At 44.9% G+C, this 21,113-nt stretch carries 18 protein-coding genes and 1 pseudogene; 11 read left to right on the top strand and 8 right to left on the bottom strand.

The genetic code is table 11. The features are described from left to right. Positions 1 to 29 precede the first annotated feature (29 nt). Positions 30 to 2,393, top strand: a complete 2,364-nt coding sequence (locus KOD92_RS26650) for a TonB-dependent receptor domain-containing protein (RefSeq protein WP_215236658.1) — start codon at positions 30 to 32, stop codon at positions 2,391 to 2,393. 51 nt (positions 2,394 to 2,444) lie between these two features. Here the strand turns inward: KOD92_RS26650 and KOD92_RS26645 are convergent, their stop codons facing one another. Next, a complete protein-coding gene (locus tag KOD92_RS26645; protein WP_215236657.1) occupies positions 2,445 to 3,674 on the bottom strand; it encodes an alpha/beta hydrolase-fold protein in 1,230 nt (409 codons plus the stop codon). 165 nt (positions 3,675 to 3,839) lie between these two features. Between KOD92_RS26645 and KOD92_RS26640 the strand changes: the two genes are divergently transcribed. The 3 genes and pseudogenes from KOD92_RS26640 to KOD92_RS27505 all read left to right on the top strand — a co-directional run. Next, entirely contained in the window at positions 3,840 to 3,995 is a 156-nt protein-coding gene (locus KOD92_RS26640; protein WP_406566181.1) for a trehalase family glycosidase, read from the top strand. 63 nt (positions 3,996 to 4,058) lie between these two features. Next, complete coding sequence (locus KOD92_RS26635) at positions 4,059 to 5,480, top strand: alanine/glycine:cation symporter family protein (protein WP_215236656.1); 1,422 nt, start codon at positions 4,059 to 4,061, stop codon at positions 5,478 to 5,480. Then, a pseudogene (locus tag KOD92_RS27505) lies at positions 5,461 to 5,664 on the top strand (DUF389 domain-containing protein); the annotation flags it as partial. The gene KOD92_RS26635 and the pseudogene KOD92_RS27505, both read left to right, overlap by 20 nt. 90 nt (positions 5,665 to 5,754) lie before the next feature. Here KOD92_RS27505 and KOD92_RS26625 read toward each other — a convergent pair. The 4 genes from KOD92_RS26625 to KOD92_RS26610 form a co-directional block, all read right to left on the bottom strand. Continuing rightward, on the bottom strand, positions 5,755 to 6,018 hold the full coding sequence (locus KOD92_RS26625) for a TFIIB-type zinc ribbon-containing protein (protein ID WP_215236654.1): 264 nt from the start codon (positions 6,016 to 6,018) through the stop codon (positions 5,755 to 5,757). Positions 6,019 to 6,295: 277 nt separating this feature from the next. Further along, positions 6,296 to 7,222: a hypothetical protein gene (locus KOD92_RS26620; protein WP_215236653.1), complete on the bottom strand. Its 927-nt coding sequence runs from the start codon at positions 7,220 to 7,222 to the stop codon at positions 6,296 to 6,298. 159 nt (positions 7,223 to 7,381) lie between these two features. After that, the gene (locus tag KOD92_RS26615) at positions 7,382 to 7,606 is read right to left on the bottom strand and encodes an SCO family protein (protein WP_229254903.1); all 225 of its coding nucleotides are present in this window, start codon (positions 7,604 to 7,606) and stop codon (positions 7,382 to 7,384) included. 8 nt (positions 7,607 to 7,614) lie between these two features. Beyond that, positions 7,615 to 7,875: a hypothetical protein gene (locus KOD92_RS26610; RefSeq protein ID WP_229254900.1), complete on the bottom strand. Its 261-nt coding sequence runs from the start codon at positions 7,873 to 7,875 to the stop codon at positions 7,615 to 7,617. Between the two features lie 300 nt (positions 7,876 to 8,175). On the opposite strand from KOD92_RS26610, the gene KOD92_RS26600 reads away from it, so the two are divergent. Next, positions 8,176 to 8,499 carry a TetR family transcriptional regulator C-terminal domain-containing protein gene (locus KOD92_RS26600; RefSeq protein WP_406566180.1) on the top strand — a complete coding sequence of 108 codons (324 nt, stop codon included), beginning with the start codon at positions 8,176 to 8,178 and terminating at the stop codon, positions 8,497 to 8,499. 33 nt (positions 8,500 to 8,532) lie between these two features. Here KOD92_RS26600 and KOD92_RS26595 read toward each other — a convergent pair whose 3' ends face one another. Then, positions 8,533 to 9,627, bottom strand: a complete 1,095-nt coding sequence (locus KOD92_RS26595) for a PAS domain-containing sensor histidine kinase (RefSeq protein ID WP_215236649.1) — start codon at positions 9,625 to 9,627, stop codon at positions 8,533 to 8,535. A 181-nt stretch (positions 9,628 to 9,808) separates the two neighbouring features. On the opposite strand from KOD92_RS26595, the gene KOD92_RS26590 reads away from it, so the two are divergent. The 6 genes from KOD92_RS26590 (at position 9,809) to KOD92_RS26565 (ending at position 17,353) form a co-directional block, all read left to right on the top strand. Then, entirely contained in the window at positions 9,809 to 10,141 is a 333-nt protein-coding gene (locus KOD92_RS26590; protein WP_215236648.1) for an ArsR/SmtB family transcription factor, read from the top strand. A 56-nt stretch (positions 10,142 to 10,197) separates the two neighbouring features. Then, on the top strand, positions 10,198 to 10,785 hold the full coding sequence (locus KOD92_RS26585; protein ID WP_229254899.1) for a DUF6428 family protein: 588 nt from the start codon (positions 10,198 to 10,200) through the stop codon (positions 10,783 to 10,785). Positions 10,786 to 10,881: 96 nt separating this feature from the next. Continuing rightward, on the top strand, positions 10,882 to 11,934 hold the full coding sequence (gene arsB / locus KOD92_RS26580; protein WP_215236647.1) for an ACR3 family arsenite efflux transporter: 1,053 nt from the start codon (positions 10,882 to 10,884) through the stop codon (positions 11,932 to 11,934). Positions 11,935 to 11,945: 11 nt separating this feature from the next. Further along, a complete protein-coding gene (locus tag KOD92_RS26575) occupies positions 11,946 to 12,722 on the top strand; it encodes a metallophosphoesterase family protein (RefSeq protein ID WP_215236646.1) in 777 nt (258 codons plus the stop codon). Between the two features lie 421 nt (positions 12,723 to 13,143). Next, positions 13,144 to 16,449, top strand: a complete 3,306-nt coding sequence (locus tag KOD92_RS26570) for a response regulator (protein WP_215236645.1) — start codon at positions 13,144 to 13,146, stop codon at positions 16,447 to 16,449. Positions 16,450 to 16,744: 295 nt separating this feature from the next. Further along, positions 16,745 to 17,353, top strand: coding sequence for a dihydrofolate reductase family protein (locus tag KOD92_RS26565; RefSeq protein WP_215236644.1), 609 nt, complete (start codon positions 16,745 to 16,747; stop codon positions 17,351 to 17,353). A 185-nt stretch (positions 17,354 to 17,538) separates the two neighbouring features. Here the strand turns inward: KOD92_RS26565 and KOD92_RS26560 are convergent, their stop codons facing one another. Both KOD92_RS26560 and KOD92_RS26555 read right to left on the bottom strand, forming a co-directional pair. After that, complete coding sequence (locus tag KOD92_RS26560) at positions 17,539 to 19,947, bottom strand: ABC transporter permease (RefSeq protein WP_215236643.1); 2,409 nt, start codon at positions 19,945 to 19,947, stop codon at positions 17,539 to 17,541. A gap of 218 nt (positions 19,948 to 20,165) precedes the next feature. Beyond that, entirely contained in the window at positions 20,166 to 21,047 is an 882-nt protein-coding gene (locus tag KOD92_RS26555; RefSeq protein WP_215236642.1) for a cytochrome-c peroxidase, read from the bottom strand. Positions 21,048 to 21,113: the final 66 nt, after the last annotated feature.

The following is a 21,113-nucleotide window of genomic DNA, read 5'->3' as shown; positions in this document are numbered from 1 at the left end:
GACTAGCTTTGGACATTTAATCCAAAGTCATGAAATCTATCGTTCTTCTGGTCATTTCAATTTTATTAGGCCTGCCCGTTTCAGCGCAAATCCGAAGCATTTCAGCAAAGGTTACCGACGCAGCGGGTGCTTCCGTTGACGGCAATTTGTTGCTGACCGACACCACCGGAAAGGTGATTCAAAACAATCCTTTTAGCGGAAACGTCGCAATTTCTGGCCTGAACCATGTGCATCTCAGGCTAACGCTGAGGTCGCTTATTTTCAAAGACACCACGATTAACATGGTCTTTGTACAAACAGCCGATGTAGATCTGGGCACAATTGTCATGCAGGAAAGTGCGACCGACCTGGGGCAAGTGACGATTACTGCTTCGGCTCCGTTAATGCATTATGGCGAAAATGGCAACATGGAAGTCAATGTGGCTGGAACCGTGCTGGCCAGTAGCAGTTCTGTCACCGAGATACTTTCACGGACACCAGGGCTTACTGTCAATGAGGGCGTGATTTCTCTTCAGGGAAAGGGAGAGGCGATCATTTATCTGAACGGGACTTTAATTCCCGCCGAGCGCCTGGCAAGCATTTCAACTTCGCAGATTGTCCGTATTGAGGTTATTGCAAATCCTTCTGCACGTTATGATGCAGGCGGGCGGGCCGTGATCAACATTATTACGAAAGCTCCGGATGGGAACGGACTAAGCGGCAGACTTAGCCAGCACCTGACCGCATCGGATTTTGCCGGCACCAATGCCAACAGCTTTGCCGATCTGGCTTTTGCAAAGAACAAATTCTCACTTTCTGCCAATGTAGCCTTACTTAAAGGCAGTGGAAGGGAACTGCTTTACACTGTCAGAAATCGTCCGGATTCCTCCGAATATCTCAATTCTGCTCTCACAACAGATTGGAAACGGGATTTCAATGTTTATGCTACCTATGGCATGGATGTCAGCTACCGCTTTTCACCTGCTTCTGTATTATCCATTTCCTATAATGGAAACAGGGATCAACTGGGCGGAACCGTTGAGAGCCGCAACAGGATCACCTCGCTGACGACTGACAATAATTATGGCAGCAGCATTGTAAGAGACGAACTTAGACAAAACAATACGATCCTGGCCGACTTTACCAAAACCACCGATACACTGGGTTCGCAAGTGTTCCTGAGTGCCCAGTATTCCACTTTCAGGACGGGCAATGAAGATGTGATTTCAGAGTTTGGTGGGTCTGCCCAGCGTTACCTGCGAAATACTTTTTCACAAGATCTGAACATTTCCGCCGTTCAAGCTGATTTTTCAAAACACTATAAAAAAGACGTGAAATTGGAGTCCGGTCTCAGATTCAGCCATGTTGGTAACAATTCCGACACCCGTTTTTTGGTTGGAAACACTGCTGACGGACCTTATGTACCGGATTCAAAGCTGTCAAGTCTGTTTGATTATAAAGAGACGATCGGAGCGGCTTACGCCAGCTTTTCAGGCAATGTCGGGAAGCTAATTGCTAATGTCGGTGTGCGGGCGGAGTGGACGACTTACAAGTTGAGTACGACCGCAGGCGATGGGCAGGATTTTGGAAAAGACTATCTGAACATTTTTCCCAATCTGCAACTGGCATATCCGTTGGAAAATGGCAGTAAGATCAGGGCATCTTACAATGCGAGGATCACCCGTCCGAGATATCAGGCCCTGAATCCATTTGTCATTTACCAGGACGCTTTCACCACCATTGAAGGGAATCCTAATCTTGTCCCGGAAAAAGCACATGCATTTGAAATCGGTGTGAATCTGGAAAAAACGGAATTTAAGATTGGTTACACGTACACCATTGACCCGCTTTCAGGGGCGGCTTTGCGGGGAAACACTCCCGAGAGTTATGTGCTCAAATCGATCAACAGAAGCAGTGACCGTACGTTTCTTGCATCATTAACAAGACCTTTCTCGATTGGTAAATGGTGGCAATCGATCAACACGGTCAGTGTTACATACGGACGGTCCTTTGATGACCAATATGATTATGCGACTGGAAAAGTAACGCCACAGGCTTACTTTTATACAAGCAACACATTCAGTTTAAGACACGGCATTAAAATGCAGTTGCTCGCCTGGCACCTTGGTGAGCGTTATTACGGTATCCGCCGTGATGCCCGGCGATCGCTCGTTACGGCTGGAATCGAGAAATCATTTGTCAGTAATAAACTGAAATTGAACCTGAGTGCAAACGATATTTTTAACCAGTCGATAGCCGAAGGTGATTACAATGTTGGAAAAACGCAGGTTTATTATAACAGACGGTTTGGCAATAACTACTTTAAGCTCACTGCAACGTACAGATTTGGCGGCACAACGCCAGCAGCGCAACCGCAAAGACAAGCGCAACCGGAGAACAGCAGGGCCAATTAGTTTGGCCAGGTTTCTGATTTACACTTTCTTCGGATGGAAAGTCTTTTCACCTCATTTTGAACTTAGTTTATGAAGTTTGTCTCTTATCTCCAACGTGTTTTTCAATCTCAGTGCCTGTTTGAAACAGTCAACTGCTTTTGTTTTTTTATCAACAGCTAAATAGTAATCGCCCAGGCCGTCATAGACATTAAAGCTGTTTGGGTAGTAATTCACGTTCGTTTCAAAGAAAAAGAAGGCTCTTTCAAAATCTTTTTGCTGCAAAAAGGAATACCCCAGCTGGTTCATTAAGGGTTCCGGCGGCTTTACCTCATATCCGCGTTCCTTTGAAAGAAGACGGTAATGCGCGTCCATCGCTTTTTTCAATTGCTCAACAGAATAGTTTTTATCAAAAAATTGATTTTGCGGTTGATTGCTAGGAAAACGGTTGCTGCGAAAAATAAAGCGTAATGCATCATATTCTGCTATTAGTAGTACTGATGCATGGTCGTCCTCAGAATAATATTTGTGGTCCCAATGCAATCCTTTGACAGTGGCTTGTGTCAAGTGATCTTTCAGCTTCAATATTGACCTGATGTGGTAAGTAATTAAAGTAGTATCTGATCTGACTTGCGCGGTATCCATGCGAGGATTCATGGTATTAGCAACACCTAAAAATAGGCTCTGGTGCTTCCAGCTCTGTTGTTGTAGCAATTCCTTGCTTTGTTTGAGCAGGTTACCCTCATCATAAGACATACTGGGATCCAAAGCTACATAGGCGTTAAAAAGTGAAGGATGCTTCACTAATGTATTTACTACCAAAAGCCCGCCCAACGAATGCCCGATTAAAGTACGGTATGGAGCTGTGGCGTAGTGATTATCTACGTAAGGAATTAGTTCTTTTTCCAAAAAGGCAGTAAAGGCTTCGCCACCACCCGAATTTGGATCCATTGAACTGGGGGAGGGGGTAAGGTCCCGGTTTCTTGTCCCCCGCAGATTAGGAATACCTACTATGATCATTTGAGGAAATACTGTATTGCCATTATGAGCGCTAAGCTGCTGTATCATGGTTACCAGCGAAGCAAAATATCCTTCTCCATCCAGAACATAAAGCACCGGATATGCCGGTTTACTGAAGTAAGCAGTATCATAACTTGGAGAGTAAATTAAAATTGGTCTATTTTCCTTTAGTACCTCAGAATATACCGTATCAACCTGTCCCAGTACGATGGCTTGCTGGCCGGATTGTCCTTTTGTCAAAATGGATAGGCACAGTAACCCTATTAAAACACATAATTTTTTCATGGCTGGGGATTAAATATAATTTCTAATTTTAAGATTTGTCATGTGTTGGTGAAAGAATTATGCCGTCAAATATATTGCTCTTAATCAGCTACTTAGCATATTTTATATTATTATTTTAGTGCGAAAGTGAACCTGTGCCGTTCGCTTGCGCACTAAAATTCTTCGGTGCTGGAAATATATAATGTCTCCGATACAAATCTTACTGCCGGTGGCGGCGAATACGCCAACCAGGAAGGATTCGGCTGGACGAATGCAGTTTATTTAAGACTGGTCAAAAGCAACAACCAGATACTGCATTTCTTCGAAAATGCCGTGTGTTAACAAATTTTGGTTTTATTTAGGCTTCACATAGTATTATTCTGAACCTATCCTCTAACCGCCTACATGGAGCAAATCGTCAATTCTATTAACAGTGTCATTTGGAGCAATGCGCTCATTGCACTCTGCCTGGGAACAGGGATTTATTTTTCAGTTGTAACACGCTTCCTGCAAGTTCGGTTTTTGAAAGATATGGTCACCCTGCTTTTTGGCAATAAGGCGTCCGAAAAAGGGGTTTCATCATTTCAGGCTTTTGCCATTGCAATTTCAGGAAGGGTAGGAACCGGCAACATTGCAGGTGTAGCGACGGCCATTGCAATGGGAGGGCCGGGCGCAGTTTTCTGGATGTGGGCCATTGCATTTCTGGGCGCGGCATCGGCTTATGTCGAAGCCACACTCGGACAAATTTACAAGCAGGTCAAAGACGGACAATATCGCGGCGGTCCGGCATTCTACATTGAAAAAGGTTTAGGCGTGAAGTGGTACGCAACATTATTTGCGATCGCCACCATTGCCAGCACCGCACTGTTTTTGCCTGGTGTTCAGAGTAACAGCATTGCCACAAGCGCTAAAACTGCTTTTGACATTCCGGTTGAAATGACGGGAGCTGCCATCACAATACTGCTCGGGCTGATCATTTTTGGCGGGGTGAAGCGGATTGGCAAGGTGGCGGAACTGGTTGTGCCGTTTATGGCAGGTGCGTACATTCTCATGGCGCTGATCATTATTGCCATTAATATCACGCAAGTCCCGGCCGTTTTCAGCCTGATCATCCGTTCGGCCTTTGACATGGAACCTGCATTTGCAGGTATTTTTGGTATGGCGGTTTCCTGGGGGGTTAAGCGTGGCATTTATTCCAATGAGGCTGGCCAGGGCACAGCGCCCCACGCCGCTGCTGCCGCAGAAGCAAGCCATCCCGTAAAACAGGGTCTGGTGCAGGCGTTTTCGGTTTATGTCGACACGCTGTTTGTGTGTACGGCCACTGCGCTGATGATCCTTTTCACAGGCAAGTTCAATGTGGTAAATCCCAATGGCGGTTTTATGGTCGAGAACGTAAAAGGCATGGCAATCGGATCTGAATTTACGCAGCAGGCGATCAATGCGCACTTTCCCGCTTTGGGAAGTGGATTTGTCTCCATAGCACTGCTTTTCTTTGCATTTACGACCATTATGGCTTACTACTACATTGCAGAAACCAATCTGAGCTATCTAATGAAAGATAGTAACAGCAAAGTCATGCTCTGGGTGCTGCGCGGCCTGATCATGGCGGCCACATTTTACGGATCAGTGAAAACAGCCGAACTCGCCTGGACAATCGGGGACATTGGTGTTGGAATGATGGCCTGGCTGAACATTATTGCCATTTTGCTTCTGAGAAAACCCGCGCTGGACGCATTGAAAGATTATCAGCAGCAGAAAAAGCAAGGCAAAGATCCTATTTACAAGGCATCTGACTGGGGCGTTAAAAATGCAGAAGAGTGGGACTAATTTGATTGGCAAATTGAATTCCATGTGGCAGCCCAACATTTATGATGTTATCATCGCATTGGTGGGAGGACTTGCCGGAATCGTTGCGATTTCCAGTAAAAATAAGGGCAATGTAATTCCTGGTGTTGCCATAGCAACCGCGCTCATGCCTCCGCTTTGTACGGCGGGTTTCGGACTGGCGACCACTTTTGGAAACACTTTTTCCCGGAATATGAAGGCTGCCCGCTCCGAAGCATGCTTATACGGCACGGGCAACCTACAAATCCGGATAGTATTAGTCAAAAAGCTCGCTCAAAAACGATTTTTTCTTTTTGTGCGGGTACTTATGCCCGTAGTCAGAGCCGTACTCATTATATCCGTACTTCTTATAATCTGAATCGTAGTTTTCCTTCTTGGCGTAATGGTCAGCCGAGCGCTCCATTATTTTTTCCAGTTCTCCCCGGTCGAGCCATATCCCCCGGCATTTTGGGCAATAATCGATTTCGATTCCGTTTTTATCACTCATCAGGAGCGTTTCGTTGCAAGATGGACACTTCATTTGCTATTGAATTTTTTTAGTTAATTGCCTGGCTGGCCTTAGCTTTTACCGACTGCCGGGCTTCATTTTATACCAGTACTCTTATAATTAACGTAAGCCTTCAAGCTTTAGTGAGGTAAGTGGCAAATTTGCGCTTAGTCAGCTAACCGGCAATTTTCCAAATGTTTTCTTGAAAGTGAATAAGAAATGCGACAGGTTTTCAAAACCGACTTCTAGATAAACCTCCGAAGGCCGCATCTGTCTTTTTGAGATTAGATAATTATATTGTTGGTCTCTTTCACGGAATCTTTTCTATAATGTAACATGGTGCCATCTTTTTCTCTGTCATCCCTATATTGACTTCTTTCATCTGTACGGTAAATTGCAACCCATTTTTTTGCCATTTTACCGGGGTCAAGCCGGACACAGTCGACTCATATCCAAAATATTGCGCTTCATCGCTGAAAGCAGAAAGATCACTCGCATACTTATTGATCCCCGTGACGGAAACCAGTTTGTCGTTTTCGAAAGCGAACGCTAAAAAGTTGGTAGTCCCTAACTGTGAATCAAATAGAAGGCTTTTTAGGAATAGGTCGGGGCCAACTTCTAAAAACTCCGAATCGGGGACATTTAATTCTTCTTTTTCCACTTTTTTAACTTCTTCGCGAGACATTCCAAAATTCGTATGAATCACATCTACGTTCCGTTCAACTACTTCAATTTTAATTTTCGTAGAGCGGGATACCGATAAATTAAGCGCTTGGATTTCAAGAGTGGGTGTAAAGGTAAACTCTTCATTTACTGGACTGAAAAACTCAAAAGTGTTAACATACTCGCGCACCTGTTTGAGAGGATGCATTTCATCCGAGCGTAGGCTCATTATGGGAGTGTAATTAGTCGGGTTCACATTAAAACTGAGAAAGGGATAATAGCCCAAGACACCAATTTTGTATACGTACTTGCCTGGATCCATACGCATACCAACCCTTCCTTTATATTTGATAAACCTATATAGCAATTCCTTCGGAGGTGTACTCACAATATCGTCGTTATAATAAATCCCCCCACTTCCAGTGATTGACGTGGTATCTTTCCCAACCTGTTCAACAATTTCTAATTTATCTATATCCTTTTTTTTGCAGGACAAAATCAGAAAAACAAAAAGTAAAGAGCAGCAGAATAAGTTGGCAGCGCGAGTGCCTGTTTTGATTTGATGTATATTCACGAGAGGTCGCATTTAGATTGGTGTTGTTTTCGCCCACCAACAGCGGTATCTTATTTCAGGATCGCATAGTAGCTGTCAAAGATAAAAATAAATACAAGTTGCTTAGAAGCAATTTGTAAAATATGCTATCCATCTGCTGTTAGCATAAATAACCACGCCCTATTCCTCCAAAAGCACAGCCATATCCTCGATTAGCTTTGCCGTACTTTCCTTGGAAGTGCCATCATAAATGCCCCGGACATACCGGTTTTTATCGACCAGCACGAATGAGCCACTGTGAATAAACCCTCCTGGCTCATCGGGATCGGCCATTGCACTGACCATGTAGTGCTTTTGACCTATGTCATAAATTTTCTCCCGGTCGCCAGTTACGAATTGCCACATATCGCCTTTCAAGCCCAGGTCATCAGCATATTTTCCCAGGACAGCAGGCGTATCGTGTGATATTCTGTCACTTCTGTTTTTTTACCATCTACCATTTCCACAACAATATCCGGCTCGCCCAGGATAGGCAGTTTTTTCTGTTGGCACGCACCGGTCATTAGCGCCAGTGCACATGCGAGTAAGTGTTTCATTGGTTGTTGTTTTTTATAAATTTCCTTTCGCGTGGGAAGTGTCAGAATGAGCGGCGTGATTTTCGTTCTTTTTGTCATTGTCGCACGCTGTTAAGGCCAGTGCGGCAATGATTAAAATCAAATATTTTTTCATAAAAAGTTGTTTAAAATGTTCATTACTAATGACCTGACGGCTTTCCAAAATCTGGATTTTCGATAAATGAATAGTCGTTGAGCGTATTCAGGAATGCGATGATTTGCTTTTTTTCCTGCTCGGAAAACCCAAATCCTTCTTTGGGAATCTGGGTTGAAAGCGTAGCTGATCCCTTTATGCCATTTGCTTAATGCTGGATCACTTCGGCCAGCGTTGCCAAGCGCCCGTCATGCATGTAAGGCGCTGTGAATGCGAGGTTCAACGACTTTCTTAAAGTGGCATATGGCTGCTCGGCCTCCAATCTGACCCATGAAATGACACCCTGGCATCCGGACTTCAGCCGGGCACTTGACGATGTAACCCAACAATGGATCAAAGCAATGGCTGAATCGCTCGAACGCGGAAAGCTGAATGGGTTTGTTCGCAAAGATGTAGAATCGATGCAGGCAACCATGTTTATCATGTCAGGTTACTGGGGAATTCGCAATTTCGGCAAGCTGGCCAATAGCGAAAAAGCCTATTTGCCTTTTATAAATGAGCTCAAAAATTATCTTGAATCGTTGCGATAACATCGATTTTACAACATCCTGCTAAGTTAATGCTCATCTGTCTCTAAATGTCAAACTGAATTTTGCTCCCTGATTCGGCTCACTCTCGAGTGAAATGCTGCCTCCCAAATTGGTGATCTGGTTGTAAATCAGATAGAGCCCAACGCCTTTCCCGTCAGCGTGGTTGTGAAAGGTTTGGTTCAATCCGAAGATTTTGTCATTAACCGCAGGCATATCAAAACCAAGTCCGCGATCGGAGTAAATCAACTGTGTGGATCGGATAAGCTTCCTGGACGCCACGAAAATCTGAGGAGGCTTGCCTGGAATTGCGTATTTGATGGAGTTTGTGATAAGATTAAGGAATGTACTTTCCAGATAGGCCCTATTATATGTTACACTTCTTGCCTCTGAAAAGTCTACATCGAATGTAGCTTTTGAGTTCTCGATCAATGATCTCAGCGAATTCCTGACCTTGTCAAGTGACTCTTCGATGTCCAGCTCTTCCATTGTAATGTTGAGCAGGTCATTTTTCATCAGAACATCAACATAACTGTTCAATGTATCTTTCAGACTTTCCGCCGCGGATTTCAGGATTCCAAGCAATTGTATCGTTTCCTGATCTGTGATAACGGATGTATCCATCAAATCAAAAACGGAAAGTAAGTTGCTTACGGGGGAACGAAGATCATGCGACGTAGTGTAGGTGAGTTGCTTGAGGTCACGATTGATCCTTGTAAGACTGGCAATGAGCACATTTCGATCCTTTTCAAGAAGCTTCAGGTGCGTAATGTTTTTGGCTATCGCGTAAACAAGTTTTTCCTCATAACGTGGGATAGAGTTCCATGAAAGCCAGACCACCTCGCCATTTTTGGTAAGGTATCGGTTTTCGTAGTTAAGAAGGGGGATATTGTTTTTAAGATTTTCCCTGTACTGACTGGTGATATGGCGGTCTTCGGGATGGATAAACGAATCAATAGGGCTGCTCAACAATTCCTCAAGACTGTACCCCAGTAGATTTGAAACTGCAGGATTGATTTCCTTAAAAAATCCATCGAACCCTGCTATGCAAAGCAGATCTGCGGACACTTCAAAAAATAGTTCTTTGTCAATAGGCTTTTCATTGGTTGTCAAAATTGAGGCGGGTTCCATCAAGAAAATTGGAGTTTTACAAAAACGTGTAGGGCGGCATAAATGTAGTATATAGATACAGTTAATCTAATGCTTTTTTTTGCTGTCTCCCACAGCGTGCTTACTCAGAAAGTAAGATAATCATACAAAAAAATATCCATCGTAATATTGCAATTGGTAAAACGCTATTTATATTTGGAGTATGGGAGTTACTAAAAGCGAAATATTCACAGAACAGCAAAACCGTATCGCAGATCTGGCAAAGGCGTTTTCGCATCCGGCCAGGGTTGCGATCCTGCAACTGCTGATTTCCAGAAAAGCCTGCGTTTGTGGTGATTTAGTCGATGAACTCGAACTTGCCCAGGCAACCGTATCCCAGCATTTGAAGGAGCTTAAAAGAATCGGGATCATCCAGGGCGAAATCAACCCGCCAAGAGTATGCTATTGCATAAACCCGGTCGTGTGGTCAGAAGCGCAGAAAACATTTGGTTCGTTGCTGGAGACATTTGTCCTTACTGAATCCTGCTGCAATTAGGCAGGGCATTTTTTTGAAATTATCAATCGTAATATTACATTTAACCAATAGAAGCCATGAGCCAATTAAATCAGATAACCGAGGGGCCGATGACCCGGGGGCCGCTGACCTGGGGTGATTTCAAAAATACCCTTCAACAAAATCCTGATCTGCACCTGCAATTCCAATATGAGGAAGGAAAGTTTGTAGACAGCTCTTACCACATTACCGAAATCAAACAAGCACCAATCGTGTCGGTTGATTGCGGCGGGGTAATGAACAGCTGGACAGAAGTGATCGTGCAGCTATGGGAACCATCAGAAAAAGAAGTAGACCGTTCAATGAAAGTGGACAAAGCGCTGAAAATTGTCGACCTGGTTGAGAAATCACTTCCACTGAACCCTAATGCAATCGTTAAAATTGAGTTCGGCAATTCCAGGTTTGATACACGCCAGATGTACCCGGGAGAGTTTGCTTCCGATGGTGAAACATTTACCGTAAACCTGGTCCCGGACTTTACCCAATGCAAGGCACTTACCCGAAACCAAAGCTGCGGCACACCGTCAGCAGAAACTTCATGCTGCGCGCCTGCACCTGTTAAACAGGAATTAGAACTGGTCACCTCCGATGGTGAGAGCTGCAAGCCAGGCTCTGGGTGCTGCTGAGCAGGTACCAGATGCCATACAGCAAACGAGACAGTTTAGCGGCCTTTGCCCAACATCTGCTGTCGTGAAGAAAAGAGATTTAAAGCATACAACCGCATGAATAACCCACGTCTTTCTTTTTTAGACCGCTACCTGACTTTATGGATTTTTCTGGCCATGATGATCGGTGTCTCAATTGGCTATTTCTTACCCGGCACACCTGATTTCATCAACAAGTTTAATTCAGGGTCAGGTGTGAATGTTCCACTGGCCATTGGCCTCGTGCTGATGATGTACCCGCCACTGGCCAAGGTGCGTTATGCAGAGCTGCCAAAGGTGTTCAGCAACACTAAGATCCTGGGGCTTTCGCTGCTTCAAAACTGGATCATTGGCCCACTGCTGATGTTTGGGCTGGCCGTCATTTTTCTTCCTGACAAGCCAGAATACATGACTGGCCTGATCATGATCGGCATTGCCCGCTGCATTGCCATGGTCATTGTCTGGAATGACCTGGCCAATGGTGACCGCCTTTATGCGGCAGGACTGGTGGCTTTCAACAGCATTTTTCAGGTCTTGTTTTATTCGGTTTATGCATATGTTTTCGTAACCGTATTACCGCCGCTTTTTGGGCTTAAAGGATTTGAACAGGGCCACCTGGTGGTGAATATTACCATCGGCCAAGTTGCTAAAAGCGTCTTTATCTATCTGGGTATCCCGTTCCTGGCAGGCATTATTTCCCGGATCGTATTGACCAGGTTGTTTAGTAAAGAGTGGTATGAAAAGAAATTTCTTCCGGCCATCAGCCCGATCACATTAATTGCCTTGCTCTTTACAATTGTGGTCATGTTCAGTCTAAAAGGTAAGCTGATTGTCAGTATCCCATTTGATGTGCTGCGGATTGCGCTGCCACTGACAATCTATTTTGCAATCATGTTTTTCTCTGCTTTTTACCTGTCCAAACGTGCGGGCGCGGATTATGCCAAATCAACATCGCTGGCCTTCACTGCCGCAGGCAATAACTTCGAGCTTGGGATCGCGGTCGCTATCGCTGTATTCGGGATTGATTCGGGAGCTGCATTCGCTGCTGTCATTGGCCCACTAATCGAAGTGCCGGTATTGATCCTGATGGTCAATTTTGCGCTCAAACAACAGCACAAGTTTTCCAATTAACTACTTATTAAATGAGAATTGCCTTTTTTTCAGACATTCACGCCAACCTACCAGCATTAGAAGCGTTTTTTAAAGATGTTGAAACCAGAGATACCGACGCTATTTATTGCCTGGGTGATCTGGTTGGATATAATATCTGGCCTAATGAAGTTATTGACGAAGTCAGAAAGCGTGGTATTCCTACCATTGCGGGCAATTACGACTTCGGGATCGGAAGGAGCAGCGACGATTGCGGCTGTGCATATAAGACAGACGATGAGAAAGAAAACGGCAAAGTATCGATTGCTTACACAAACGAAATTGTCAAAGACGAGCAGCGGGCTTATTTAAGAACATTGCCTGCACACATCCGTCTGGATTTTCAATTGAAAGACAAACCTTTTTCGGTTCTTCTGGTGCATGGCAGTCCGCGCAAGATCAATGAATACTTGTTTGAGGACCGCGATGAAAAAAGCATGCTCAGGATCATGGAGCAGGCCGGGGCTGATGTCATGCTTTTCGGCCATACCCACAAACCTTACCACCGAATCCTGAACTCGGTGGAAACAGATGGCACTGACTATTTCCGCCATGCGATCAATATTGGTTCTGTCGGTAAGCCAAAAGATGGTGACCCAAGAGGTGGCTATGTGATTTTGAATATCAATGCAGATGCATCAACATCAAATAAGGAAAGCATTACGGTAGAGTTTATACGCTTTGAATATGATGTTGAAAAAGCTGCCAAAGCAGTAGAAGACAGCATCCTGCCGGACGCATATGCAGAATCTTTACGTCTGGGAAAATGAAAGTAGCGCTACTATCCGATATCCATGCAAACCTTCCGCGCGCTTGTTATGTGTTTATCACATTTGATTAGACAGCCAGTGTAATCGCCAGGTCTCATTTATATTCGGGCTGAAATTTAGGATAAATGCGCGTAATGCATTCAGGCAACTATTTGCCGGCTCTGGCTTGGCAAGAAAAAAATGGTCGATAGCACGGAGCATGAGAATGGATCTTTTAGAGTCGAATTACCCAAACAAAGATATTCAATTAGTGGATTTGCCGCATTGCCCAGGCACCGTGATACGATCTGGCGTAACTGGAAGGTGTTGCAGTAAGCTCCTGACCGTTAGAGTATTTTTGTAACCATTCGCCTACAATATAGGCGCATCGGTGTATACAATTAGTTTTGAGTTAGATAGAAACTAATTGTAATTTTAGTAGATGGAGCATGTTGAATACAATCCCGACGTAGATATAAAGTTACCCGAACAATTCGCTTTTCAGGAGAGTGATAGGTTAGAGGCATTGCTTAGCTTTTCATTTTCAGATGTGATTAGTCGGAAAGAGTTTGATAGCCTGGCAGATCTGGCCTGTCTGGTGTGTGATGCGGCAGTCTGTCTGATCACAATTATTGACCAGAATAAGCAATGGGTTTTATCAAGCCGCGGCACACTGATAAGTGAAATGGCACGGAACACTTCGATTTGCCAGTTTACCATGCTGCATGGTTCCATTTTTGAAATTCCAGATGTTAGCCTTGACGAGCGGTTTGATAAGAATGAATTGCTGGCCGAGCATCCTGGCCTGAGGTCTTATGCGGGTTACCCATTGAAAGATCCTGCGGGGCAACCATTAGGTGCCGTTTGTGTGCTGGACCATAAAGTTCGAAGTCTTTCCTCATTACAGCACAATTCCCTTCAGCTTATTGCCTCGCAGGTAATGACATTGATGGTGGCTAACAAAAAGATTAATTGCGGCTTTCAAAATCACCAGAGCCAGCATAGCCGTGATATCATCGCAGATATCTCAAATAGTAGTGAAGAAAAGCTTAAATCGTTTTTTGAGAGCTCACAGGGATTGATGTGTACGCACGATCTGAATGGCAATTTCACGGCAGTTAATTCAGATGGAGCAGGCCTTTTGGGCTATGACGTTGAGCAGTTTTTAGGGATGAATTTGCTGGATGTAACGCCGGTTAAACACCGGCAGGGTTTAAAAGCTTATTTACAACAGATCAGGCAGACAGGAAAATCCAGTGGTTTGATGACCACCATGCACAAGGATGGACATCATGTAATATGGAGTTACCGTAATGCATTGGTTATGGATGAGAATGGTTACGGCTACGTTGTCGGTAACTGCATTGACATTACCCAAAGTCATAACCAGGCCAAAGAATTGCAAAGAACGCAACAGATGCTCATGCAAACCAGTCTGATAGCGGGAGCAGGCGGCTGGGAATTTAACCTGGCCGAAAAGGAATTTTACTGGTCTGAATTAGCCATGCAAATTTACCAGCAGGATCCTGACCTGAACTTATCTATCGGCAATGTGATGAAGCTTTATAAAGCGGGCGACAGCAGGCGAAAGGTGGAGAAAGCTATGAGTGATGCAATTGAGCACGGTACGGCCCAAAGTATTGAAGTACAGATCGTTGTCGGTAATATGGAGGAGCGATGGATAAGGGTCGTTATGAATGCAGAGTTTGTCAAGGGCCGGTGCATAAAGCTTTATGGGATTGTTCAGGATATTGACGAAAAGAAAAAAGCAGACCTTCAGATTGCTTATACCAAAGAACAGCTCAGCATACAACAGGGGCGGCTGCTGGCTTTCGTTGAGCATATACCAGCGATTGTAGCGATGATGGATAATGATGTCCGGTACCTGGCTGTCAGCCGCAAATGGGAGCAAGAATATGGCTTGTCCAGCAGCGATGTTATTGGGATGAGTCCGTATGAAGTGTTCTCAAATATGAGCCAGCAGTGGAAGGACATTCATCAGCATGCACTCACAGGCAAGGGAATGCAAAAAGGGGACCGGGTATTCAGGCCGGAAGGGTGGGAGCACGACAGGTACCTGTCCTGGGAAGTATGGCCGTGGTACCAGTTTGACGCCAGCATCGGCGGTATTATCACACTTACTTATGATGTAACAGAAGTAGAACTTCACCGTCAAGAGCTAAAACAAGCCAGGGAACTGGCCGAGCAGGCCAATGTTGCCAAGTCTGAGTTTCTGGCCAACATGAGCCATGAAATACGGACTCCGCTGAATGGCGTGATCGGATTTACGGACCTGGTCCTTAAAACACATTTAAATGATACCCAGAAGCAGTATCTGGGATTTGTGCACCAGTCTGCTAATACGTTACTGAGCATTATCAATGATATCCTGGACTTTTCGAAAATAGAAGCAGGTAAGCTGGAACTCGACGTCAATAAATATGATATCTATGAAATTGCCGCTCAAACGGTTGACATGATTTCATTTCAGGTGCAAAGCAAAGGACTTGAAATGCTGTTGGATATCCCGGCATGCCTTCCGCAATTTGTGTGGGTGGACGATATCAGGCTGAAACAGGTTCTTATTAATCTGCTTAGTAATGCGGCCAAATTCACTGAAAGTGGGGAAATTGAACTGAAAATAGAGATTTTAGACTATGCACCACTCGATACTGATGCGATCACGTGCAGGTTTATCGTGCGTGATACAGGGATTGGTATCCGCGAAGAAAAGAAGGCGAAGATTTTTCAGGCGTTTTTGCAGGAAGATGGCTCGACAACAAAAAAGTACGGAGGAACCGGGCTCGGGCTGGCAATATCGAACCAGTTACTCGCACTAATGGGCAGTAGCTTACAACTGGAAAGTGTTCATGGTGTGGGCAGCACGTTGTACTTTGACCTGACTATGAAATCAGAACAACCTGCGGCTGCGTCCATCCCTGTCCTGGCAGCCATGGACAAAGTGCTCATCGTGGATGACAACAAAAAAAGCCGGCAGCTATTAGAACGAATGCTTGACCAACTGGGGATCAAATCAGATCAGGCCGCAAGTGGCTTGCAAGCTTTGGAAAGGCTTGCAGGCGGAGCCAAGTATGATGCTGTATTCATGGATTATCATATGCCCGACCTGGACGGCCTGGAAGCGGCAGGTAAAATCCGGAAAGCCTATTCCAGCACAAATCTGCCCATCATTTTATTGAGCGGCTCCGCAGATGATGCAACGGTTTCGAACGCTTGTCAGGCACTGCAGATCAATTCGAGGCTTATGAAGCCCGTAAAATTGGCAGATATCTCGCATTCCCTCTTCAATCTCTCACAAAGTGAAATCAAAAGTCCCGACGCCACCGGGCAAACGGAACAGCAGCTGACCACAAAGGAGCTGACTATCCTTGTTGCGGAAGACCATCTTATTAACATGTTGCTGGCCAAAGCGGTAATCAAAAAACTGGCTATTAATGCAACTGTATTGGAAGCCGTCAACGGGAAGGAGGCATTTGAACTCTGTCAACAGCAATTGCCAGACTTGATTTTCATGGATATTCAAATGCCGCTGATGAACGGATATGAAGCCACTTCATTGATTAGAGAGCTCCCGGGTGCAAGCAAGGTGCCTATTGTTGCGCTGACTGCTGGAAACGTATTGGGGGAAAAGGAGAAGTGTCTTGCCGCTGGTATGGATGATTTTATTCCAAAGCCTTTCGTTAAGGACGCAATTTGGGCCGTATTCGAAAGGTTTCTTGCCGTTTGACAGTGGTTTAATCCGTTGTGCATTTCGTCACAAGGGAAGTGCTGACTCAAAGAATAAAATTGATTCATTTCAACGAACCCTAAATCCAGTCTGTTTCTGTCAGGGTAAATATTTCGTCGACCGTCGTGTGGAACACGAAAGCAATTTTTAAAGCGAGTAGTGTTGATGGAAAAGACAAGATCTGCATGATGCGTTGGTATTGTCGTATTACCCCCTTTTATTAGTCGTTATTGCACCCAGCTTCCTTTAAGCTTCTGCCGTAATATTGCTCCGTCAATAACATTCAGATCACGAAATGAGAAAAATCATTACAAACACCTTCATGACTTTGGATGGTGTAATGCAGGCGCCAGGTGGCCCGGATGAAGATACTGATAGCGGATTTGAATATGGCGGCTGGTCGGTCACACAATGGGATCATATTATGAACGACGCAATGATAGAAGCTATGAAAAATCCGTATGATCTTTTATTGGGCCGTGTTACCTACGAAATTTTCGCAGCTCATTGGCCACTTCTGAAAGATGATCCCACGGCTGACATGTTTAATCGGATCAACAAATATGTGGCAACAGATACTTTGACAAATGCAAGCTGGGAAAATACAGTGTTGCTCAATCACGATACAATTAAACAGATAAAAAGCCTCAAATCAACCAATGGAATTGACCTGCAAGTTCATGGCAGCTCAAACCTGATACAATCTTTGTTACAACACGGACTAATTGATCAAATGAATATCTGGATCTATCCTCTTGTTATCGGAAAAGGAAAAAGACTTTTTGGGAATGGGACAGTTCCATCTAACTTCAAACTTGTCAGCCATGCAATTTCCACGACCGGTGTAATCATTACTTCCTTTGAAGCCAATGGAGAGATTCCAATCGGTTCATTCGCTTTGTAGTATCAAGCCCGCGGCAGCCACACTAAGCGCTGCCAACATATAATACCGGATTCTATTATAGGTCTCTTTGGTTTGATTGATTTCACTACTTAGACATTAGCCACTTGACAAATCGTAGCACGAGCAAAAATTAATTTTAGCCGGCCGCTTCCTCGTAATGGGCTCTGAAAACGTGAAATATACTTTCAGTCGCTGCGCAGACTCCTAACCGGGTCGAGTAATGCGGCGCGAATCGCCTGGTAGCTTACTGTCAAAATCGTAATTGCGAGTGTACCTAAACTGGCAACTGCGAAAATCCACCATGAAATTTGGGTATGGTAGGTATATTTTTCGAGCCACCGGTCCATCATATACCAGGCAATAGGTACTGCCAGCATACATGAAACCGCTACTAACATTACAAAGTCGCCCGAGAGCAGCTGCCAAAGATTGGCTACCGAGGCGCCCAATACTTTGCGGATACCCAATTCCTTTGTCCGCTGTTCAGCCATAAATGAGGCCATTCCAAAGAGCCCAAGGCAGCTGATGAAAATTGCCAGGCCGGTAAAAACTGCTGCCAGCTTGCTAACCCTTTCTTCGGCAGCAAACTTTAATGCATATTCCTGATCCACAAACTGGTAATTGAACGGCGAATTTGGACTGTATTTCTTGAAGACGGCTTCGATGTTTTTCAATGCCGAACCTACGTTTGCAGATGGATGTAATCTCGCGGTAATGAAGCGTCCGTCTCTGGGAAGAATGAAGTAAACGGACTTCTTTACCGGTTCGTAGGGCGATTCCATGATCATATCCTTTATTACGCCAATGATTTTAAAGGGCCTTCCGTCCCAGCTAACCGTTTCTCCAAGCACATCATTTAGGTTTTGTGTACCCAACTCCATGAATTTTATAGCTGCTTCATTTAATACAAATCCCGCAGAATCGCTGGATAGCGTTTTGCTGAAGTCACGTCCGGCGACAAAATCCCAACCTACTGTCCTGCCAAAATCATGCGAAATTCCAATGGTCGCGAATTCTGAATTGAGGCCAGGATCTTTGCCTTTCCAGTTGAACCCCACATTTGCTGAGTAAACTTCCGTAGGCGGTGTAGCCGATTCTGCCATCGAGATCACGGCACCAACCTTTTCAAGATCGTCGGTTACCGCATCGAAATGCCTATGGATCTCCGGGCCATTTACCAGCATCGTTACTAGTCCCTCCCGGTTGTAGCCAATAGGTCTGCTTTTTGCGTAAACTATTTGTTTATAGACAACTACGGTACCAATGATGAGTGTAATTGAGACCGTAAACTGCAAAACAACGAGCACTTTCCGAGGTAATGTTGCACCGATTCCCATAGGGGTCCATTTTCCCTTTAAGGCTTTGACAGGCTGGAAAGAAGATAGATAAAATGCCGGATAGCTGCCGGCAATGAACCCGGTCATAACCGCGAAGGTAATCCCGCTGAGAAGGAAGATCGGGTCACGCCACGGAATGTGCATTTGCTTGTCGGCAAGCTCATTGAACGACGGCAAAACCAGCATAGCCAGGACCAGCGAGATGCAGAATGCGATAAGTACGACTAAGAATGATTCCGCAAAAAACTGACTGATCAATTGCAGCCGCACTGATCCCACGGCTTTCCGAATACCTACCTCTTTCATGCGTTTCTCGGAACGTGCAGTGCTTAGGTTCATGAAGTTAATGCATGCCAGAAGCAACACAAATGCCCCGATTATACCAAATAGCCATAGAAATTGTATACGCCCGCCAATATTTTCTCCATCCATCCATTCGGAATGTAAATGCCAGCGGCTCATTGGATGTAACAAGATATGAGACTCAAATTTCTGGTCTTCCCGACCTGCTTTTTCCAGTTTAATGTTTCTAATTTTTTGGGAAATTGCCGCGATATCGCTGTGTTCAGACAGCTGCACCAGAATTTGAAACGAACTGTTGTCCCATTCACCATTTGCCACTGCATTTTTCACCCATTCAGTAGAAGAAACATACAGCTCAAACGGGGCTATGAAAGCCAGTTCGTTGAACTCGGAGCTGTACGGAATATCCTGGTAAACACCTACCACCTTCACATCCAGCTCTTTGTTGATTTTCATCATCTTATCTACCGGGTTGACATGTTTAAAAATGGCTTTTGCTGTCGATTCGGAGAGCAGAATTGTGGCCGGATCTTTCAAGCCAGAAGTACTCCCGCTGATTATTTTCAATGAAAGCATTTCAGCGGCACCAGCCGACATGAAATTACCTGGCTTGGTGAAACTTGATCCGTTGTGGGCCAGCACATGTCTTTGCAGCCAGGAAGTAATCACTATGCGATCAAAATCCGCTTCGTGGCTGGTTTGCAGCTCTTTATATAATGGCGCCGGGACGTTATTACCTGTGTGAATTTTACCATCCAAAGTCTGCTGCTGCACTACCCGGGCAATGCGGGAATAGTTGTGGTGATACTTGTTGAAAGAGAGTTCGTCGAAAATCCACAAGCCGATCAACATAGCAACGGTCATACCCACTGCCAGTCCGCCTATATTTATGGCCGAGTAGCTCTTATTCCTGGCAAAGTTCCGCCATGCAATTGTAAAGTAATTTCTGATCATTTCAGGACTGGCGAAAGGTGTTGACGGATACCGGGCCAGGTAAGCGCTGGCCGTTTTGAGTATTAGATAGAAAAAGGCCTATCATCAGGAGTCGCTAAACAAATATAATGCCATTTTAAAACGACCATTAAAACGCATATTCAAGTAGGTATAACGTCCATTTCTGAACACCAGATGTGCGTTTCTCGAGCATTAGATCACGATTTGTAAAACTATCCTCACTTCAAAAACCGCCTGTCTGTTAAAGAAATCAGGAAATTCTCAATGTCTGTTTTTTCAGCGGCGGTGAGCTGCAATGTGCCGGTCAATATTGTATCCCGGTTCATGCTGTTGGGAATGACAGCCTCGGGATTATCGTAGTAGTCAATGACTTCTTGTAATGTTTTAAACATCCCATTGTGCATGTAAGGCGCAGTAATCGCAATGTTTCTTAAAGACCCGATCTTGAATTTACCCAGATCGGACGCTTGATGAGAAATTGCCGACCGGCCGCTGTCAACGTGCATTTTGCCATCGAATAAACCAATATTCCTGAACTCGACATTATTGAAATCGGGTCCAAAGTGACATTGAATGCATTTGGCTTTGGTATTGAATAACTTGAATCCTCTTTTCGCCGAAGCGCTCACTGCTTCCTCGTTGTCGTTAACGCGCCAGTCGTCAAACGGACTGTCACTCGTTTCCAGCGAGCGTTCAAAATCAGAAAGTGCTTTGGCTAAATTGCTTTTGGACGGCAGCTCTTTGAATATGCGCAAAAACGATTGCCGGTAAAATGCATCGGTGTTTAAGCGGGCAATCGCCGAATCCACTGGCAAATCCATCTCGACCGGATTCTCAATAGGAATCAGCACCTGCTGTTCCAAGGTGGTAGCCCTTCCATCCCAGAAAAAACTCTCCTGAAAACGCATGTTCATGGCCGAAGGCGTATTCCTTGTTCCTAGCCGACCATTCACGCCAGGACTCACCGCCACGGAATCTGCAAATGCCAAATTTTCTTTATGACAAGAGCCGCAGCTAATCGTTCGATTTCCCGATAAGATGGGATCAAGGAACAGCCGTTTTCCTAATTCCAGGGAAGTGGCCGGCCCAGGTTCATGCATGACACTGCGGATGAAAAGCAGCGGAACAGCGCAGATGAGAAAGACTATTTTTGCTTTCACGGGAAT

It is taken from the genome of Dyadobacter linearis (assembly GCF_907165045.1).
GTDB lineage: Bacteria > Bacteroidota > Bacteroidia > Cytophagales > Spirosomataceae > Dyadobacter > Dyadobacter linearis.
This window is presented reverse-complemented; position numbering and strand designations above follow the sequence as displayed.

Bases quoted from the DNA above. Each gene is read 5' to 3' on its own strand.
- KOD92_RS26590 (WP_215236648.1), top strand. From the start codon at position 9,809: ATGGGAGTTACTAAAAGCGAAATATTCACAGAACAGCAAAACCGTATC.
- KOD92_RS26570 (WP_215236645.1), top strand. From the start codon at position 13,144: ATGGAGCATGTTGAATACAATCCCGACGTAGATATAAAGTTACCCGAA.
- KOD92_RS26555 (WP_215236642.1), bottom strand. From the start codon at position 21,047: ATGCATGAACCTGGGCCGGCCACTTCCCTGGAATTAGGAAAACGGCTG.
- KOD92_RS26645 (WP_215236657.1), bottom strand. From the start codon at position 3,674: ATGAAAAAATTATGTGTTTTAATAGGGTTACTGTGCCTATCCATTTTG.
- KOD92_RS26595 (WP_215236649.1), bottom strand. From the start codon at position 9,627: ATGGAACCCGCCTCAATTTTGACAACCAATGAAAAGCCTATTGACAAA.
- arsB (WP_215236647.1), top strand. From the start codon at position 10,882: ATGAATAACCCACGTCTTTCTTTTTTAGACCGCTACCTGACTTTATGG.
- KOD92_RS26625 (WP_215236654.1), bottom strand. From the start codon at position 6,018: ATGAAGTGTCCATCTTGCAACGAAACGCTCCTGATGAGTGATAAAAAC.
- KOD92_RS26575 (WP_215236646.1), top strand. From the start codon at position 11,946: ATGAGAATTGCCTTTTTTTCAGACATTCACGCCAACCTACCAGCATTA.
- KOD92_RS26560 (WP_215236643.1), bottom strand. From the start codon at position 19,947: ATGATCAGAAATTACTTTACAATTGCATGGCGGAACTTTGCCAGGAAT.
- KOD92_RS26635 (WP_215236656.1), top strand. From the start codon at position 4,059: ATGGAGCAAATCGTCAATTCTATTAACAGTGTCATTTGGAGCAATGCG.
- KOD92_RS26610 (WP_229254900.1), bottom strand. From the start codon at position 7,875: ATGACAAAAAGAACGAAAATCACGCCGCTCATTCTGACACTTCCCACG.
- KOD92_RS26650 (WP_215236658.1), top strand. From the start codon at position 30: ATGAAATCTATCGTTCTTCTGGTCATTTCAATTTTATTAGGCCTGCCC.
- KOD92_RS26565 (WP_215236644.1), top strand. From the start codon at position 16,745: ATGAGAAAAATCATTACAAACACCTTCATGACTTTGGATGGTGTAATG.
- KOD92_RS26585 (WP_229254899.1), top strand. From the start codon at position 10,198: ATGAGCCAATTAAATCAGATAACCGAGGGGCCGATGACCCGGGGGCCG.
- KOD92_RS26615 (WP_229254903.1), bottom strand. From the start codon at position 7,606: ATGTGGCAATTCGTAACTGGCGACCGGGAGAAAATTTATGACATAGGT.